This is a genomic window from Photorhabdus tasmaniensis (assembly GCF_011189505.1).
Taxonomy (GTDB): domain Bacteria; phylum Pseudomonadota; class Gammaproteobacteria; order Enterobacterales; family Enterobacteriaceae; genus Photorhabdus; species Photorhabdus tasmaniensis.
Genome location: NZ_PUJU01000011.1, coordinates 104,944 through 124,343, shown reverse-complemented (window position 1 = coordinate 124,343; position 19,400 = coordinate 104,944). Strand labels below are relative to the sequence as shown.

Sequence of the window (19,400 nt, the reverse complement as noted above, 5' to 3'; positions counted from 1 at the left end):
TCAGTTTGTACCAGATCCCCACTTCCGCCAGCAGGCGTTGCACAAAATGTAAGTCGTCTTCACCGTATTGCATCACCTGATCCCGCTTCGGGCAGGGGTACGCCAGGGTGAATAAGAAATCCTGACCACGAAAACCGTGACGTTCACGCAGGATTTTTTCCACAATTTCCGGTACCGACATCTTTTGATAAATCGCGAATTGGTGGCTTCGTGACAACAGGGCCAGTCGCGGCTCCAGGGTCACTTCGTAATGGCTTTCATCCCGCGAGGTGGACAACAGTTTAAATCCACTGATCACACCGTAGATTGTGCGCAACGGTGCCGGCGGTATCACCGGCATGCCTCGCATTCCCGGATTAATCGCGGCCGATGTCAGGGTAAACGCGGCGTCCCGCATCAGCATCTGCGCCGGTTTGATATCCTTCACCGGGCTGGTGAATTCAATGGCGTAACGAAAAGGCCGGCTTAAGAATTCCTGCCCGCTAAACGCCACCACATCCAGTGGCGCGGTATTTTTCCACACGTTCAGTTTGTAGCGGCTGTGATCAAAGATGATCGCCGGGGTTGTGTTGTTCATGACGGGCTCTCCGTTTTCTCTGTTTCAGTGAATGTCAGGGTGATATCACCGGTTTCATCGGTGCCCAATATCACCCCAGTCGGTTTAGGGTGATGGGCCAAACGTTCCAGCAGCGCCTGTGATAACACCGGCAAGATTTGCTGGTTGAGCAAACTGTCAATATTGCGGGCACCACTGTCCGGCAACAGGCAGGCACTCGTCAGGGTGTCGCAGAGGCCATTTTCCACAACGCAGGTCAGGCCATAATGGGTATTGAGTCGCCGGGTCACCTGCCCCAGTTTGATGTTGACAATACGCCTGAGAGCCTCAGCCGGTAACGGGCGGTAAATCACCGTTTGAAAGCGGGCCAGCAAGGCGGGCTGGAAGTGATCTCGCAGCACAGGATGTAACAGCTCATGCAACACAGCATTCGGAGCGTCAGGCTGTTGCGCCAATAGCGCCATCAATTGATCACTGCCCAGATTAGATGTCATCACAATTACGGTATGGCGAAAATCGATCTCGCGCCCTTCACCATCACGCATAAAACCGCGATCAAATACTTGATAGAACAGGTTAAGCACGTCCCGGTGGGCTTTTTCTACTTCATCCAACAGCAGCACGCTGTAAGGACGTTTACGAACCGCTTCTGTCAGTATCCCGCCCTGACCATATCCGACATAACCCGGTGGTGAACCTTTTAGTTGGGAAACCGTGTGCGGTTCCTGATATTCCGACAGGTTGATGGTGATCAGTGAACGCGCCCCGCCAAATAAACTATCCGCTAATGCCAGCGCGGTTTCGGTTTTCCCTACCCCACTCGGCCCAACCAACAAGAAAACCCCTAATGGCCCTTGCTCCGGTGTCAGACCGGTGTTGGCCGCACGTAAACGTTGGGCAATTTCCCGCAACGCCGCAGCCTGACCAATCACTCGTTCCCCCAAATGCTGTTCCAAATGCAACAGGCCGATTTGTTCGTCTTTCAATACGCTGCTTAACGGGACGCCCGTCCAGTCAGCAATCACTGTTGCCACGGTACGCACATCCACATCCGGCGATAACAACGGCTGCCCCTGTTGCAAGGTCGCCAGTCGCTGTTGTAATGCGGACAGTTCATCCTGCCTGCTGATGTCCTGACGGATCGCCAGTAACTGCTGAGTGAGCTGTTTTTCCTGTTGATACTGTTCATCCCGCTGTTGCTGTTGCCGATGAAGTTCATTGCGCAGCACGTCAATCTGCGCCAGACGGTCAGCGTGATGAACATGCCCCAATGCCCTATCTTCCCGTATCGACTGTTGCTCTATCCCAAGTGCGGTCAATTGAGCCTGGAGTTGCGTCAACGCCTCCGGTACGGTGTCCAGACTCATCCGCACTCGCGCCCCGGCGGTATCGAGCAGATCCACCGCTTTATCCGGAAGCTGGCGCCCGGTCAGGTAACGGCGAGATAAGGTGACAGCGGCTTTGACCGCAGCCTCCTGAATATGTATGCCATGATGACGGGCATAACGCGTTTTTAATCCGCGCAGCATCAGGCAAGCCGTCTCATCGTCCGGTTCATCAACTTTCACCGGCTGGAAACGGCGCGCCAATGCCGCATCCCGTTCAAAATATTGCTTGTATTCCGACCAAGTGGTGGCGGCAATTGTGCGTAACTCGCCCCGTGCCAAAGCCGGTTTTAACAGGTTAGCCGCATCGGTGCCGCCTGCCTGATTACCCGTCCCAATCAGCGAGTGAGCTTCATCAATAAACAGCACAATGGGGATCGGTGACTGTTGTACGGCCTCAATCACGTTTTTCAGTCGTTGCTCGAATTCGCCTTTCACCCCTGCTCCCGCCTGCAACAAGCCCAGATCCAGCCCTCTGATACTGACGGTTTTCAGGCTATCGGGGACATTGCCTTCTGCAATGCGCAATGCCAACCCTTCCACCAACGCGGTTTTCCCCACGCCCGGCTCTCCTACCAGAATCGGGTTGTTTTTACGCCGACGCGATAAGATGTCGATCATCTGGCGGATTTCATTGTCACGACCAAAGACCGGATCAATGCCACCTTTAGCAGCGCGGGCTGTGATATCCAGCGTGAATTTGTCCAACACGCTTTGCAAAGCCGATGATAATGCGTGAGGATTGAGCTCGGGGTTATCTGCATCGGTCTCCGCCAAGTCAACAGCCGATCCTACCTCGGTCAAACGCGCTGTAACCTGTCTCTCCGGGCATTCATCTGAGTGGAAATCCAACAACGGGCGCAGACGTTGCAGTTGTGTCACGCTCAAGTTCAGTAACGGACAGGCATCATGAGTATGTAACCAGTCCGGCTGACCGCGCAGAGCCTGCAAAAGATGCACCGATCGAATAAATTCATTGCCCGCGTCCTGAGAAGCCACTTCCCAGGCGACCTGTAATAAACGCCACAGACGGTCTGACAACAGCGGGCGTTGATGATTGATGTTGTGCGGCAGGCGATCCAAGGCAGCCAGGAGTGCCTGCCACAGCGTGTTCATATCCCACTGATAATGCCGAGCAATGACGGTAATATCGCCTTCCCCAATTTCAAGCAGCTTGAGCAACCAATGCTCCACAGTAATTTCACCCTGTGCCCGTGTCCGGCAAAGTACAGCCGCCGCATCCAGCGCCTGTACGCAATAGGGATTTAACCGGCGAAGTAAAATGGCTGACTGATTTTCCATGACAGTTTTCTCCATCCTGTTCCTCTGTCGCTTCGGGTACGCTACCGCCCATAGCTGTATACCGAAGCCCATAAGGTCATGATTTTGTTGTTAAGGGTTTTCATAGCGGGGCCTATAGCACCCGCTATCATGTAAAAAAAGAAAAAAATGACAGACGGGTTAACCCCGTCCGCCCTTCACGTTACACGGTCGAACGTTCACTCCAGGAATCGGAGTGAATGATGTTGCCGTCCTGATAAGTCCAGGTGATTTTTTCGTAGCGGAACTCAATATGTTCCAGATGGTTGTGTTTCTCTTTGGCAGGATCTTTGATGTCATGCATCAACGGTGCCACTTTCACCACCTTCACGTTGTCCAGTTTGGTGATGAAATAGACTTTCTCCTGACCGGCGTCATCAATTTGGTACCACTTGATTTCAGCCGATTTCAGGGTTTGACCGGAGGTGACCGCTTTATACAAATACGGGGTTGACGCATCGACTTCTTTGGTGAACACCAGTGGGGCATGCACTCGGGTACCGGTCAGCTTACCGGTGTTGTTGTCCGTCGGGATATGCAATGCATGTTCCAACGCCACAATTTCGATACTGCCTTCCCGGCCCTGAACATCGACAGAGCCTTTGATGTCGGCACCGCCGTCATCTTTCAACCATAAATAAGCGGGGATCGCCATAATATTACTCCTATTGTTGTTGATATCATGTCACCTACATTGGCAACACGGGTTAAAAAACGGGCACCTGTTGCGGTCGCTGGCAAGTGGCCGCATGAGGTATTAGATGAATTTCAACCCTGCGGTTGGCAGCACGCCCCGCAGCGGTGGTGTTGGCAGCGATGGGCTGCGTTGCTCCTTCGCCCTGTACGGCGAAGCAAGCCGGTGACATATCGCTGCTTTGTAATAGCCAATCGCGTACCGCTTCAGCCCGCGCCAGTGATAACGCCTGATTTTTCGCGGCATCACCGGTGGAATCGGTATGGCCGGTGATGAGGATCATCCAGCCCGGTTTGGCGCGGATGTTTATCAGCGCATTGACTAACACTTTGGTCGAACCGGCTTTCAGTTTCGCCTGCCCCACATCAAACAGGGCCAGGCTATTCAGGCTGATTGTCTGGGGTACCGAGGGCGTCACCGGCGTTTTTTCCCGATGTTCAGGGTGGTAACCGGCAATCACCGCCTGCAACCGCAGACGTAATCGTTCCCCCTGATATAACCCCAATCCCAGACGCCACGGCACGCCGTCGTGGTAATATCCCTCAAGCCGGGCGGAATCGTCCTTTAGGACCGCCATCGCTTGCGCTTTGCCGCTCTCATCAGTCATAGCGATAGATTGGTCGTTCAGTAAGTCACTCTCCACCTGACGTAATAACTGGCGGTTATGCCAGGCCGAACAACCCAACGCGGTTATCCCTGCCAGCAGGAACAGGCCCAACGCCCTGCCCAATGCCCGTTGCACTGGTATCGATACCTTACTCATGGGTAACAGGCGCAATATGTGGTCAGGGAAAGGCAGGACAGGCGTACCCGTATCCGGTGAACTTACCGGGTCACCGGCCCTGTTCAGCGCGGTTTTGGTCTGCAACCACTGTTGCCAGAGATGGCCGGTTAACCAGTGAGGTAATGCCGGGACAAAGGTCAGGACCATCGCCTGTGGCGGACAAGGCGGCAGGCCGTCTTCCGGAGTCAGGCAAACCGGTAATACATATGTTTTCATCCAGTCAGCCCAGCTGGTCAGCTCAACCCCATACTGAAAACGGGCGGTCTGTTCCGCGACTGCGCCTTGTGTCAGCCAATCTGCCAGCGGTTGAAAAGAGGCGCCTTCACGCCAGACCGTCACGGTGGACCATCCCGCCAGCCACTCAAACCACGGTGAATTAGGGGATTGGGATGCATTGGCTAAGTAGCCCGCCAGCAGTAACGGTAATCGGATCCCCTGTCGCTGACGCACCTGAGAAAGTTGCCAGCGCAATTCCCGCATCCAACCAGCCAGCACCGCCGCATCACGGTATTGCTGCGGGGTTATCACCGCCATCACGCTCAATTGTTCGCCCCAAGAGGGCCGGGCAGCCAGCAGGCTCGTCACCCCATCAGACAGGGAAGTGCCCGGCGATAAGTACAACCAGTAGCCCTGTGGCGTCTGACGCAGCAGTTCTTCACCAAACAGACTGTCCTGAACGTGACTGCATACCAGCACCACCGGGCGACGATCGCTTTCCGGTGGCAACACTGCCGACAAGCTGTCGAGGTATTCCCGCTTGCGGAAAAGTCCGGTATAAAGCAGTCCTGCCAGTGTGAAAAGCAGGATAATGACCACGCCCACCCACTGACCTGCCCGTGATAAAGGCAACCAGACCAGACAAAGCAGCAGTGCCAATCCGCTCCCCCAGCCCCAGAGCATCCGTTTCAACATGACACTCATTGCCCCAACCCCGGAAACAACGTTGCCAAATACCGGCCAAATCCCCACCAGACACCGGCCAGTACGATTATTGTCATGAGCAACGAACCGCCAATGGCGCGCAGCCAGGCACAGGACGGTAAGGCTCCGGCCAGCACAGACGATGACGAAAGCGTGCCGAAAGGGACGGCCTGTTGATTTAAGCGGGTTATCAGTTGTTCACGTATCAATGCGGTATCTTCCTGACACCGCCCCTGGAACCCCAGCAGCAACACCCGGTGAAAACAGGTCAGGACCGTCTGATCGGGAGCCAGTTCATCCAGAACTGTACGTATCCGCTCATATAACCGGTTGCCCGCTTCAGCGGTGCCAAAGAAATGGGCTTGTAACGACGTGGAGCGCCAGGCTGCATAGCCCTCGTCTGGTGCCCGTGTCAGTACGGTTTCATCAAGCAAGGCGCACTGGGCATAGCTGATGTGTTCAACAGCAGATTCGCTGACACCCGCGTCATACAACGTCTGCCGGGTCCGCGCTATCTCGTTGGTACAGTGTTGCCATACCACATCGCCCTGCTTCACCTGCACGCCTCGGCACAGTTCTACCACCAGCAGATAGCTGTTCTGCAACAGGGCATCAATATCCAGTGGCGATTTTTTAGTGAATAAGTGTGATTGATTCATGTTCTCAATACCGCAAACAGTTCAAGCTGAATATCGCCCAGGACATCGGGCATATAGAAAGCACAGGTTCCCGCCTCCAGCATGGCTTTCGCCGCCGGATGGGTCAGGTCAAGGGCAAAATACTGGTTCTCCAGGCGCAATGGGACGGCAGCCGGAACGTGATGCATAGCCACCAGCGGGATCCCGGTCAACGCCCGGTTAATCATCTGGTTAACCTCATCCGGTGCCCCGGCTTTACACAACAGCGGAAACTGGGTTTGCAACTGATGTGCGGGGACGGAGGAACAGACGGAAAGATAAAAATCCGCCGCTTCACGCAAGCGGGCATCGTGGAGCGTCCCTGTCCATTGCTGTGCCGATTTTGTCAGCTCAATGGCCACCATCCTCGATGGCAAGCTGATTTCCAGTAACTTAATCAGCAATTCAAACAGCGGCGGTAACACCGCCGTCAGGTTGTCGTGCTGGTAACGCGGAATACCCCCAGCGTCATGGTCCAGGGAAAACGTCAGCAAACTGCCCGCCAGCCTGACCGCCTCACGATAAAACAACGCCGGGTGCACCTCCCCGTGCGCCTGAAAATCACTCAGTACCGGCTCATAGCTGTTCAGTGCATTCAGTAACCAGAACAGCGACACATCCGCGACGGCAAAATCCGCCATCCGCTCGTTACTTTCACGACGCATTCCCATCAACCGGGCCTGTTTGGCCCGCAACTGCGTCAGCAACCGATCGAGCTGGCCCATCAGCCCGGCATGCGCACTCAGCCGCAGTAACGGCGGCACAAACTGCGTATCAAAGGTCCAGTTTCCCTGCGTGTCACGCACCAAACGGGCAACGGGACAGGTGAGATACTGGCTGTTTTCCATCCCATCAAAGCGCAGCGAGACGGCATAACGGGCCACCGCCATGGATTCACTGCGGTCACTGAATTCATCCTGTACCGGCACCCACTCTTGCCGGTAACGCACCGGGCGGTCAGCCTGTTCATCCGGTTTAAGGCAATTTCCACCATTGGCATACATGTGCGGCAACGCCAGCAAGACCGTGGCCTGTCGCGTTTCTGCCGACAACATCGTCGCCAGTTCCAGCACCGGGGGTAAGTGATCCGCCTGATCGGTATCAATCAGCGATCCATCAGCAAAGCGCACACACAGGTGATCGGCTTTCAACTGCCCCAACGCCAGCATCGCTTTGTCAAACGTGGCGGTCAGCACGCCCCAGGGATGAAGCCCCCCAAGTCGGGCAACGCATTCATGGGTATACGCCTCCCAGCGGGCCTGTTGCTGAAACTGTTGGGGCGACAAGATGGTCCCCGTCACCCATAGCGGACGATCAATTTTCATGTTGTTACCCCTTGGCTTTCGGCATCTGGGAAACCAGAGATAGATTGACGTCGAGCCCTTCCACCTGAAAATGGGGCACTGCGTACAACCGGACCCGGAAGAAACCGGGGTTGTCGTCAATATCTTCAACAATGACCTGCGCTTCACGCAGAGGATGAGACGCCTGCACATCATCTGAAGGATCGGTCATCTCAGTAACCAGCATGTTGATCCAGTTGTTCAATTCAATTTCGAGCAGACGCCTGTCCTTGGTGGTGCCGATGTTCTCCCGCTGGATTAACTTCAAATAGTGGGAAATCCGTGACAGCAGAAAGATATAGGGCAGACGCGCATTGATACGGCTGTTGGCCGTGGCTTCATTCGTGTCGTACAACGCGGGTTTTTGCGCCGAGTTGGCCGAAAAGAAGCAGGCATAATCGCGGTTTTTGTAGTACGAAAGCGGAATAAAACCCAGATTGGCAAATTCAAACTCGCGGGTTTCCGGGATCATCACTTCTGACGGAATTTTGACCTGATTACCGGTCCCCAGATCGTAGAGATGGATCGGTAAATCCGTGACCGCGCCCCCCGCCTTCGGTCCGCGGATCTGCACACACCAGCCATTGCTGACAAAGCTCCTGACCAGATTGGCGGCAAAAGCAAACGCGGCGTTGGTCCACAAATATTTATTGTGATCCGGCCCGGTGACTTCTTCGACATAGTTAAAAGTTCGTACCGGCACAGTATCCGGACCGTAGGGCAGACGCCCCAACACACGCGGCATCGTCAGGCCGATATAGCGGGCATCGTCGCTGGCGCGGAACGCTTGCCACTTGATGTATTCAGCGCGGTCAAAGTAGCTGCCGATGTCTTTAATCGCCGCCACTTCTTCCATGGTTTTTTTACCAAAAAAGGCCGGTCCGACAGCGCCAATGAAAGGCATATGCGCCGCAGCTGATACTTTGGCGATATTACGCAACAAGGCAATATCCTGCGAGCCGGCATCGAATTCGTAATTGGCAATCACCGAGCCGATAGGCTCCCCGCCCGGCGTATCGTATTCCTGAACGTAAGTGTGGTGATAGAAACCACTTTGGATAATTTCCGGCGCATCGTCAAAATCCTGCCGTAAGTCGTCTTTAGTGACATCCAGTACGTCAATGCTGACGTTTTGACGAAAATCCGTCCGGTCAACCAAAAATTTCAGGCCACGCCAGGCGGATTCAACTTGCTGGAATGCCGGATGATGCATCACCACATCTAACTGATGGCTGATTTGGTGGTCCAGTTCGCAGATGTGGTTATCTAACAAGGCTTTATCCAGCCGCTCGACTTTTCGCGCTGAGGCTTTCAATAGATTGAGAAAAACGCTGACCGCTGCGGTCACCCGTTCATCCACCGTGACATCAGCCAGCGCATCGCTGCACTGAAAGCGTTCGATATCACTCAGTCGTTCTACCGGCTGTAAATGGATTTTTTCAAACAATGATTGATAAACACCGCCTTCGGCGTAGGTTGTGGTTGCCGCAGCAGAAGCGGCTTGTTCTTGTACAGTCATAACATTTCTCCTGACTAAAATACCGTCATCATCAGATGGCTTTCGGTGCCAACGCAGCCAGTTCAGCCCGCAATTGATCGTTCAACGTGTCATCCTGGAGAATGTGCTCCAGCTCCCGGCGAAAGGTGGCGTTGTCAAGCAGGTTGGATCTCAAATCGCGCAATAAATTACGCATAGAAAGTAACGCCCGCAGTTGGGGAATTTGGCGGGCCACTTGCTCAGGATCGAAATCCTTTATTTGCTGGAAAGTGAGTGCGATATTTTCTTCGCTGCCATTTTCAGCCAGGGTATTTTGAACCGTCAGGTTAAGCGCGGGGCTGAATTCAGCCATCACGCTGTCAAAATTGTTTTTGTTAATAGAAACTTTCTCTCTTTCCGAGAGTGGACGCTGTTCTTGCCCATTACTGTAATCGCCCATCACCAATAATTTCAGCGGCAACTCAACTTTTTTCTGCGCACCACCGGTGTGTAAATCTAACTTGATATTAATACGCGATTTGGGAACTTCGTTTTGAAAACTCTGGGCCATAATCGGCTCCTCAGCAATAAAAAATAACGCCCGACATGAGAGTCATGCCCGATAAGTTTCAGGAACAAAAAACGGATTCAGATATTTCATAGCAGGCCGTTAACCGAGCAGTAAATAAGAGAACACCGACAAGATCTGCCGCAATAAATAAACACACTTACCGAGCAGATCATTTCCTAACCAGGTCGATTTTCTAAACAGTTTTATCTAAAATCAAGACATTTTTTACCCTATAGCATTTTTTGTGCAAGATCAATTGGTCATAAAAACCAACCTACAGCATAAAAAAAACATAAAATATAAACCCAACCTAAACGAATTAGCATTTATTCAAAAAAAGATTGTATTTATTTTTATAAAATGATAACGACTTATCTATTTTGTTATTATCCGGGTAATTCAGCTCGATACAGATCGGTTATATTTTTTAAATTTATACTATTTTTCAATTAACTAAATAATAAATAAACCATGCTTAATTTGATGGGTGAAAAAGAGAATGATTATCAATAAATCTATGCGAATGAGAATACATTCAATTAAGCCATGTCATATCGGTTATATTATGGAATAACACACCGGTTAGTTATATCTTTTATAGGATAATAAGGATGAAATCTAAAAGGCCTTATCCTGCGTGATAAAGCTGGCATATTTTTTTGCTTTTTTTGATGGTATGAAAGTTATTGAATAGGGTATTTCTTAAATAGGGAGCCGAAGTACAGGAAAATGCGATTATTGATAATGGATACGATGATTCATTTTCTGATTTATTCCGTTTTATACTTATGCCCCAGAGACGCCGACCAATTTAAGCCAACGGTAGGTGTTATAAAACACCGCTGAACGCCGATAATTAAAATAGCATTCATCCAGAGTTGGATACATAATCATAATAAACCTGAACTTCGCTTAAGAAGGAAATTAAAGTCTCTGAGATGCGATCAACGTTTTTGTCAAAGAAAATGCAAGACATCTCAGTCCGCTTGGTTTTTTGCTTAATATTCCTTCAATATAAAAGAAAATATGCTACCATTCGCCGATGAAGAAAAAAAATACACCAATGCTACATGACGCTGTTTTTAAACAGTTTTTAGGTCATATTGATACGGCCAGAGACTTTCTGGAGATACATTTGCCCGCGACATTACGGGCCGTTTGTGATCTGGATACACTGCGGTTGGAATCCGGGTCGTTTATTGAAGACAATCTGCGGGCGCATTATTCCGACATTCTGTATTCATTGAAAACAACGCGGGGCGACGGTTACGTGTATTGCGTGATCGAACACCAGAGTTCCCCGGATAAGATGATGGCATTTCGATTAATGCGCTACAGTATTTCAGCCATGCAACGGCATCTGGAGCAGGGACATGAAAAATTGCCGCTGGTCATTCCGGTGTTGTTTTATCACGGGAAAATCCAGCCGTATCCCTGGAGTACCCATTGGCTCGACTGCTTCGATGATCCGGCTCTGGCGGAGGAAATCTATTCCGGTCCATTCCCGCTGGTAGATGTGACGGTAATTTCGGATGATGAAATCCTGACGCATAAACGGGTCGCGCTACTGGAAATGGTGCAAAAGCATATCCGGCAGCGAGATATGGCGGAGCTGTTGCAAGAGTTGGTCATACTACTGGCGTATGATTACTATACGGATGAACAGCTAAAAAGCGTGCTAAACTACTTATTACAGGCGGGAGATACCGCCGATCCAGAGGGTTTTATCCGGCGACTGGCAGAACAGTCCCCGAGGTATGAGGAGGTACTGATGACAATAGCGCAGAAACTGGAGCAGAAGGGGCGCCAGAAAGGGTTTATTGAAGGGCGGCAGGAAGGGCGTCAGGAAGGACTCCAAGAAGGATTGCATAAAGGCGAAAAGCAGGGGATCCTGAAAGTCGCGTGGGCGATGATCGACATGGGTATCGACCGTGAAACGATAATGAAAACAACTGGGTTGAGCCAGAACGAACTTGAGCAAATACGCCACTAACTCGTGCTGAGAGTTCTTAATCAGTATTCAATGGTTCATGTTAAAAGAGGATCTTACGGTGACTGTCAGAACAGTCACCGAAGTATAAGTATCGACCGTGAAACGGTGATGAAAATCCCCGGACTGAGCTTGAATAAATGTCTGACAAACTTACTATTGATACGTTATCGGCATAAAAATGCTTGAGTCAATGCACGAAACGCATAGAAGCGGCACATTTACATTCCAAGCGATAAGATCGAGTCTGAATCTACGTGCTTCTGAAATCTCTGTTCTTAAGCAGAGCTGAGGTTAATAAATCATAATTTGAAAAGTCAGTAATCTGAACCGGAGTTTGACCCCGGTTCTTTAACAAAAACAGGTTAAATGCTTTGTGAAAGCAAAGAGGAAACCTGCCGGGCATTTCTGCATTTAACTAAAAGCTGAGGCGTCAGAATAACATCAAACCTTTCAGTGAGACGCCGAGCGATTTCTTTAAGATGAGAGGGCCTTAATCCCAGCGCTAAAAATTCAGAATCTTCATTCAAACCAGTTAACGGCTGCGCACCAATGGTATGCAAATAAATGCCGAGGATCGATTGGTAATGTTCATCCTCTGCGCTGTTATTGACTCTTTGGCTCTCCGGTATAACAGACTTCTTATCAGCCAAATTATCCAACTTCGGTTGCGTAAAAAACGCCCTGATTTGATGTCGATCCGTTTTACCGTTTGCAGACAAAGGAAACACCTGAATATGAGCAAAACGCGTTGGTATATGAGAAACGGGTAAAAGCCCGTGAGAATAATCCCGCAATTCTGAGGCGGGAATTTCCTGACCATTTAGCGTCGTATACATAGCGCCTAATGTTGCATCGCCATTCTGCTCATTTGGATAATCAACGACGACAATATTATTGATTTGTGGGTGCTTACATAATTCACTTTCAATATCAGGCAGAGAGACCCTAATCCCCCGAATTTTGATATAACCATTTACTCTGCTGGCAAAAATGATGGTGCCATCTTTTCGGTAATAGCCCTGATCCCCTGTTCTGAATGCTCTTAATTGTTCACCTGTAGGCGAGGTGATCGTGACAAAATCTTTTTGCACAACAAGACCCTCTTCCAGATAACCTAAGGCAAGATTGACTCCTGTAGTATAAATCCGGCCAGTCACAAATGCCGGGCAATGTTCATTGATATCATTACAGATAAAATATTGAGTCGCAGGCAGGGGTTTACCATACGGAATAAGGCTGACATCCGCCGACGTAATTTCATGCCATATACTCCAAATCGTCGTTTCAGTCGGCCCTCCCAAAGAAAACAATCGGGTATCAGGATAAGTTGTTCTAATTTCCTTGATGAGAGCAGGCTTAATATAATCACCGCCCTGCGCTATTAGTCTGAGGGAAGAGAGAGAATCCCCCTTTTGGCACGCAATTAACATTTCTAAAATCGCAGGCACTGAGCACCAAATAGAAACTTTGTGCTTCGAAACCAGCCAATTCCAATGGATAGCATCTTTCTCTGCATGGGGTTCAGGGATAACCAGTGTTGCGCCAACAGTCAGTGATGCAAAGAGGTCAAAAACCGACATATCATGGTGTAATGGCGTAACGGAAATAAACACATCATCCTGTTTAACTTCCCATTTATTCAGGGTTTGCCCAATAACATTAGATGTTGCTTTGTTATTGAGCACCACACATTTGGGTTTACCCGTTGTTCCGGAAGTATACAGATAATAAGCCGGTTCAATGCTATGACTCAGTGATGATAAAGTCTCTAAAGGGAGTAAAACGTTTTCAGAAACTGAGGTGAGCAGTGTTTCCAATGTGATGGCTTTATCACGATTAAACTGTCCGGTATTCACAATGAGATCAGAATCGCAATTGGTTAGCAGATAATCCAGACGTTCAGAGGGAGAATTCACATCAATAGGCACCCAAATAATCCCCAAAAGCGCACAGGTGATTGTCACCATCACATGCTCAGGACTACGGGGCAAACAAATCGCGACTACACTGCCTTTACGCATCCCACAGCGATTCAGGTTATTCACTATATTTTGAACACACGCCCCCAACTCAGAATATGTAATCTGCTGCTCCCCACAGATAATAGCGGATTTTTTTAATTTTCCCGTCAATAGGTTATCCGCAATACGAGCCAGGAAATTTGAACAGATAAAATCACTGTCATTACCGTTATCTTTGTAATGGTGATAATCAATCACCTCAGAAAAATCCACAGCGAGTTTTTCCTGACAACAGATCAGCGCGATTGCCTGGGTGATGGTTTGTAAAATATCCTGCACGATATTTTTTTCCAGCGCTTTTTCTGCATAATCAATGGATAACACCAGATTTTTGTCCTGATCCAGGGACAAACGAATATCCATTGCAACTTGCGGTGTCTGCGTTAATCCATCATAAAAAGAGACATCACCAGATGCAGGCAATGTTTTCCATGACAAACCATTCGTTAACACAACAGGTAGCGCTAAACCTGTCTGATGTTGATTGAATATCAGCCGGTTAATATCAACGCCGGAAAAATCCAGATGTTCCAAAGAGGCAAAAATATCATTTTGAAAAGCGGTTGCTCTTTCTAAAAATGGCGTCTGGTCTCTTTTAAAACAAACAGCGACAAATGAAGATTCATTACTAAACTGCATTTTCTGGGTGGGCATAGCAACCGGAATACCGATACATAACCGACTATCTTGGGTCCAAAATGACATTATCTCCAGAATAATGGTGGATAAAATCGTATTTTGAAACAGGCCATAAGATGAAGCGATTTTAGACAAATGATTCAACGTCGCGCTGGGAACGGTGACCTTCTCTCTTCTGTAGCGAGAGGATTTAATCGATTCTGGTGGTCTCTTCCAAGGCAATGCCGGTGGGCCGGGATATTCTTTTAGCTTTTCTGACCAATATTCAGTATCACTTTGCTTTTTCGAGACCGAAGGCGGTTGAAGCAAATGAGCGATATTTCCCGTTGGCCTGGCTCTTTTCTGCTGATTCTCATCCTCTTCAAACAATTTAAACAAGATGAGAGAGATAGCGCTGCCATCCAAAATCAGTGCATCAAAGCTCACGAACACCACGGTCGTAAAAAGGTCATTATCCTCATCTTCTGACTCTGCCAATTTAATAGCCCAAATATGCCAGGGAGAACGAGAAAGATCGTGGATCTTATGAGAATACGCCTGCCTCATCTCATCTATCTTTTGATAAGCCGCTGAACGCGGGATAGCCGTGAAATCAATTTCATCAAGATTCAGGATAATGGCATCGGAGACATGTTGAACCAATGAACTTTCATCTATATGGGTACGTAACGCATCATATTGCTGTACTAATCTGGTGAGCCGGGACTGAATAACAGAAAACTCGATATGACCTCTGAATTCCCTGAAATCATGCATGGCAACACCACCCAGTGGTAACAATTCACTTCGTCCTAGCAGGTACGCGCGTTGTAATGGTGTCAGTGCGGTATCCATGATATTTCCTCAATTTTCGATTGTGAGAAAGAACAGAATCTAATTAATTAACAAGCTAAACATTTAGCATCTTTCAAAAAGAAAGATTACTTCTGTCGATTAAGGATTTTCACTAGTGCCTCAGCCGTCTTTTCAGCCGCTCCCCGCGATCTTAATGTCATCGTCTGTGCCAGTGCATTTACTGTTTGATGAGCCTTAATATCTTCAATTATCAGTCCTGCCTGTGGGATATATTTGTTAATAAATCCCGTTAATTCTTCTGCGACATCAGCATCAATATCCAATGCTGAAAGAGAAGTATGGGCGTTGATATTTTCTTCGTTCGTCAGCCGGGACAGCAGAAGAATCAGCATTTGCTCAACACAAGAGAATGTCACCTTTTCAGTCCCCACATCTTGATGTGAAGCAGAAAAATGAGATGAGAAAAAATAGTCCAAAGACTGGTTTATCAACTCAGGCGAATGAATGATCATCCGAATTAAAGAGCGATAGATATCAAACATTCTACGGATATACGGTTCAGGGAAAACATCCAGACGAACATCCCAGTTAACCAAAATCCCTTCATAAGCTGGCGCAACCTGAACATCCAAGGCAACCTGTGGCCCTTGAGAAATAACAAAGACCATTTCACCGAAAGCACGGGTTACATTTTCGGACAATAAATTATCGTCACTGATACCAAAACCGGAGGTAAAAACGATAGGCGAGATTTGCATGTTACCGTGGTATCTGGAGAGATCCCGCATAACACTGACGCCCGGGTAAGTCCGGTGAGAGAGGAGTAAAGCGATTTGATCAGCAAAACGATGGCATAACGCAATCACCGGCTCATGACGCTGTAATTCAACACTTAAAATAGATAAATCTGAAAAATCACCCACAATTTTGTCCACATCACGGAGGTAACTTTCTCGCTGGAATGTCGGTACATTTAATCTGAATTTATCAGACTGCGTGCAAATCCCTACCGTACACGCGAAAAGAGACAGAAATAATGTTGACAGCGTAATCTGATATTTTTTGGCGGTTGTCTTTAACGACAATTTGTCTTCTTTAGTCAGTTGAACCGCGAATCGATCACTAAAGTATTCTCCCTGTGGGAGAGGGCGATGAATATGAGGAAGTTTAGGGGCTGGTGGAATTTGCGCAATACGCGTACTCCACCATTTTTTATCGCGTTCACGTAAAGTTAATAAAGACTTATCAGCTTTCATTCGCTCCAAATAGTGAAAATAAGTGCTTCCTCCACTTTTCGGTTGATGGTCAGGCTGATGATAAAATCGGGCCAAATCCTCCATGAGAATACGAAAGCTTTGCGCATCACCTGCAATCATATCCAGGTCGATATGCAAGCGAAAATCTCCATCCTTTAAAAGGCTGACACTCAAATCGATAGACTGACCCTGTTCAAGATCCAGTTTCTGGTGGGTTTTACTTTTTCGTTTACTTTCCAGAAAATCAGCAATGGCTTTTTTATCATAGATACTGACATCATCGATGTGCAATTTATCGTTGGAAGACAGACTTTCTATGGTTTGCATGCCATCCGGTGTAACGCGTAGTCGCAACATCGGATGGATATCAAAGAGATACTGTACGGCAGCTTTCAGCCGCTCAAGATCAAGTTCAGTACCATCAAACTCTGCATACAAATGGGCGGTAACACCACCCAACGTCTGTTCATATTGCCGGCCAATCCAATAAGCGGCCTGCATGGTCGTTAGCTCTCTCATTTAGTTTCCATAAAGTTTAGATTATCAGCTACAACAAGAATACGATTACAAATGATAATAAAAATTATTATTATTTGATAAATAAAGCAACATGAATATGAATTAGCCCGATGTTAATGACTAAAATTTCTTAAAAATATCCATATTTATTAAATAGATAAAAACACCCAATAAGCAGGTGAACCTGATTCCACAGGATTAAGGTCGAGAACATATCATCTAAACTTGATAAAAAAATTAATATATCCAATGAATTAATGTCCAATTTATAGCAATAAATAAATGAACACCGTATACCTGCTCCCCGAGTCTGATTAAACGCTATACGTGGATAAACCAATGGCTCATTTTTGGCTCAGAGGGGCTGTTATACAGAATTATTTATGAGGTAAAATTAAGTTATACAAAATAGCTATCAATTAATATAGAGATAAACATAATTGCAGAAAATGATTTGGTGGATTCACATGATATTGAATAGTATCAATCGCATTCTTGACCCTGTTTCTTTCTTAACTCCCCTTACTCACTAATGTAAATTATTTTAAATTTATAAATTTTTGATTGATTTTCCCACAGAAGCGAAGCAAAATCAGACAAATCCAGTATAAGGAGCAACCAGTATGAAAAATATGTTTTATTCAACACTGAAAAGGTGAAAAACAAGGTTTGATCTACACTGGTGACGATCCTTGATACATTCGATACCAACAAAAGGCCTGAGAATTAGCTATATCGCCGCTCAATAGATTCTTACCGCCGCTGAGATGACAGGATTTATTAACGTGAATAATACCAATTACTTAACTGATGACGCTGTTGACTCAGAATTTGAAAATGGGTTACGCATTGTTTTATCGCCAGTTCAGCTAGCGGCAATTCTGTCGGATAATACCATTACAGAAGAGGAAACTTGGAGTAATAGAATATTAGGCGGAGCGGGTTTAGCCGCTGGAGTGGTTGAGCTCATTGGTGCCGGAGGGCTTTGCATTGCACCTGATCCAACAACATTAACCAAAGTTGGTTGCGTTATTATCGGGGCACACAGTCTTGATGTAATGAATGCTTCTGCCAATCAAATGATAACCGGTAGAGAAACAATGACCGAAACTTATCGAGAGGCGGTAGAATTAGCGAAAGAGTTTGGTGCTGATGACTACACCGCGTCTGAAATAGGGCTCACCGTTGATATCGCTGTACCGCTCTCATTTGCTTCAATGGTAGGTGCGGTTAGAGTTGCTTCTGTACGGGTAGGCAGAATTAAATTAATTGAACATGAATCAGAGACTGGGTTAAAGCCAGGAGGCCATACTTTGCTTAAGCATGTTGGATTATCAGAGCAGGAACTAAAAGCTCGACTTTTAGCATCTAAATCAATGAGAGCATCAAGTTCTTTCTATGATATAAAAACAGCAGAGACAGCAATTTCAAAAGCCTTAAAATCGAATCAATTTAGAATAACCTCCATGCTAAAATATGCTCCAAAAGAATTAAGGCTAGAGATAGATTACATCTCACATACGCCTGTCGGCATTGGTGTGATTAAAGGCTCACAAAATGCGGAAAAATTATATAAAATCAGAGTTGTTTTAGTTCATTCTGAGTATAATGGTCAACCATACTATATATTGACAGCGTTTCCAAAATTTAATTGAAATATAGGAAAGAAAAATGGAACTCAATCGTTTAATCGGCGCTTATTTTAATCAAGATTGTGAATTTATATCCGGCCCAGAAATTGATGACACAATAAATGACTATCTTGAGACGACAACTGAGGGGATGAAAAGAGAATTATTAGAGGAGATTGAAGATTTTATTCATAATGCTAAAGATTTAGAAAAAGAATTTAAAGATCGGTATCAATATGACTTTGATCCAGAGTTATGGGAGACTACCGCGTTAGATTTTCTAAATCATGTCACCAAAAGAGTGCTAGATTATTTAGATCAAAATAAATAATTCAATTAGGCTAAACAAGGACGTTTAATTTATAGAGCTCACCATTGATATCGCGGTACTGTTCTCATTTTCTTCAATTAATTGCATGAATCAACCGCAGGATTAAAATCAGGAAATCATACTTTAGCTAAATATGTTAAATTATCAGAAACTAAAACATAGGAAAGAAAAATGGAACTCAATCGTTTGATCGGCGCTTACTTTAATCAAGATTGCGAATTTATATTTGGCCCAGAAATTGATGACACAATAAATGACTATCTTGAGACGACAACTGAGGGGATGAAAAGAGAATTATTAGAGGAGATTGAAGATTTTATTCATAATGCTAAAGATTTAGAGAAAGAGTTCAAAGATCGGTATCAATATGACTTTGATCCAGAGTTATGGGAGACTACCGCGTTAGATTTTCTAAATCATGTCACCAAAAGAGTGCTAGATTATTTAGATCAAAATAAATAATCAAATTAGCTATAAATATTAATCC

Annotated in this window: 14 protein-coding genes; 4 read left to right on the top strand and 10 right to left on the bottom strand. The window is 47.0% G+C overall.

The annotated features are described in order from the left end of the window. The 8 genes from vgrG to tssB all read right to left on the bottom strand — a co-directional run. A partial coding sequence (gene vgrG, locus C5471_RS07330; protein ID WP_166295752.1) for a type VI secretion system Vgr family protein occupies nt 1–577 on the bottom strand: 577 nt, incomplete at its 3' end. Beyond that, on the bottom strand, nt 574–3,243 hold the full coding sequence (gene tssH / locus C5471_RS07325; protein ID WP_133815467.1) for a type VI secretion system ATPase TssH: 2,670 nt from the start codon (nt 3,241–3,243) through the stop codon (nt 574–576). The genes tssH and vgrG, both read right to left, overlap by 4 nt. Before the next feature lie 181 nt (nt 3,244–3,424). Further along, the gene (locus C5471_RS07320; protein ID WP_133815468.1) at nt 3,425–3,916 is read right to left on the bottom strand and encodes an Hcp family type VI secretion system effector; all 492 of its coding nucleotides are present in this window, start codon (nt 3,914–3,916) and stop codon (nt 3,425–3,427) included. A gap of 52 nt (nt 3,917–3,968) precedes the next feature. Next, on the bottom strand, nt 3,969–5,708 hold the full coding sequence (locus C5471_RS07315; RefSeq protein ID WP_341351430.1) for an OmpA family protein: 1,740 nt from the start codon (nt 5,706–5,708) through the stop codon (nt 3,969–3,971). Next, nucleotides 5,657–6,319 carry a type VI secretion system protein TssL, short form gene (tssL, locus tag C5471_RS07310; protein ID WP_133815470.1) on the bottom strand — a complete coding sequence of 221 codons (663 nt, stop codon included), beginning with the start codon at nt 6,317–6,319 and terminating at the stop codon, nt 5,657–5,659. Before tssL ends, C5471_RS07315 begins: the two co-directional genes overlap by 52 nt. Further along, nucleotides 6,316–7,662, bottom strand: coding sequence for a type VI secretion system baseplate subunit TssK (tssK, locus tag C5471_RS07305; RefSeq protein ID WP_133815471.1), 1,347 nt, complete (start codon nt 7,660–7,662; stop codon nt 6,316–6,318). The genes tssL and tssK overlap by 4 nt, the downstream gene beginning before the upstream one ends. Before the next feature lie 4 nt (nt 7,663–7,666). Beyond that, on the bottom strand, nt 7,667–9,199 hold the full coding sequence (gene tssC, locus C5471_RS07300) for a type VI secretion system contractile sheath large subunit (RefSeq protein WP_133815472.1): 1,533 nt from the start codon (nt 9,197–9,199) through the stop codon (nt 7,667–7,669). Between the two features lie 31 nt (nt 9,200–9,230). Next, a complete protein-coding gene (gene tssB, locus C5471_RS07295; RefSeq protein WP_166295749.1) occupies nt 9,231–9,728 on the bottom strand; it encodes a type VI secretion system contractile sheath small subunit in 498 nt (165 codons plus the stop codon). A 1,042-nt stretch (nt 9,729–10,770) separates the two neighbouring features. Here tssB and C5471_RS07290 point away from each other — a divergent pair. Continuing rightward, nucleotides 10,771–11,721: an Rpn family recombination-promoting nuclease/putative transposase gene (locus C5471_RS07290; protein ID WP_133815474.1), complete on the top strand. Its 951-nt coding sequence runs from the start codon at nt 10,771–10,773 to the stop codon at nt 11,719–11,721. A gap of 362 nt (nt 11,722–12,083) precedes the next feature. On the opposite strand, the gene C5471_RS07285 is transcribed toward C5471_RS07290, so the two are convergent. Together C5471_RS07285 and C5471_RS07280 are read right to left on the bottom strand one after the other, a co-directional pair. Then, nucleotides 12,084–15,215, bottom strand: a complete 3,132-nt coding sequence (locus C5471_RS07285; RefSeq protein ID WP_133815475.1) for an amino acid adenylation domain-containing protein — start codon at nt 15,213–15,215, stop codon at nt 12,084–12,086. Between the two features lie 86 nt (nt 15,216–15,301). Further along, the gene (locus tag C5471_RS07280; protein ID WP_133815476.1) at nt 15,302–16,951 is read right to left on the bottom strand and encodes a condensation domain-containing protein; all 1,650 of its coding nucleotides are present in this window, start codon (nt 16,949–16,951) and stop codon (nt 15,302–15,304) included. A 785-nt stretch (nt 16,952–17,736) separates the two neighbouring features. Between C5471_RS07280 and C5471_RS07275 the strand changes: the two genes are divergently transcribed. The 3 genes from C5471_RS07275 to C5471_RS07265 all read left to right on the top strand — a co-directional run bounded on the left by C5471_RS07275 (nt 17,737) and on the right by C5471_RS07265 (nt 19,375). Then, a complete protein-coding gene (locus C5471_RS07275) occupies nt 17,737–18,606 on the top strand; it encodes an RNase A-like domain-containing protein (RefSeq protein WP_133815477.1) in 870 nt (289 codons plus the stop codon). A gap of 16 nt (nt 18,607–18,622) precedes the next feature. Further along, entirely contained in the window at nt 18,623–18,913 is a 291-nt protein-coding gene (locus C5471_RS07270) for a contact-dependent growth inhibition system immunity protein (protein WP_133815478.1), read from the top strand. A gap of 171 nt (nt 18,914–19,084) precedes the next feature. Next, nucleotides 19,085–19,375, top strand: coding sequence for a contact-dependent growth inhibition system immunity protein (locus C5471_RS07265; RefSeq protein WP_133815479.1), 291 nt, complete (start codon nt 19,085–19,087; stop codon nt 19,373–19,375). The last annotated feature ends 25 nt before the right edge of the window (nt 19,376–19,400 follow it).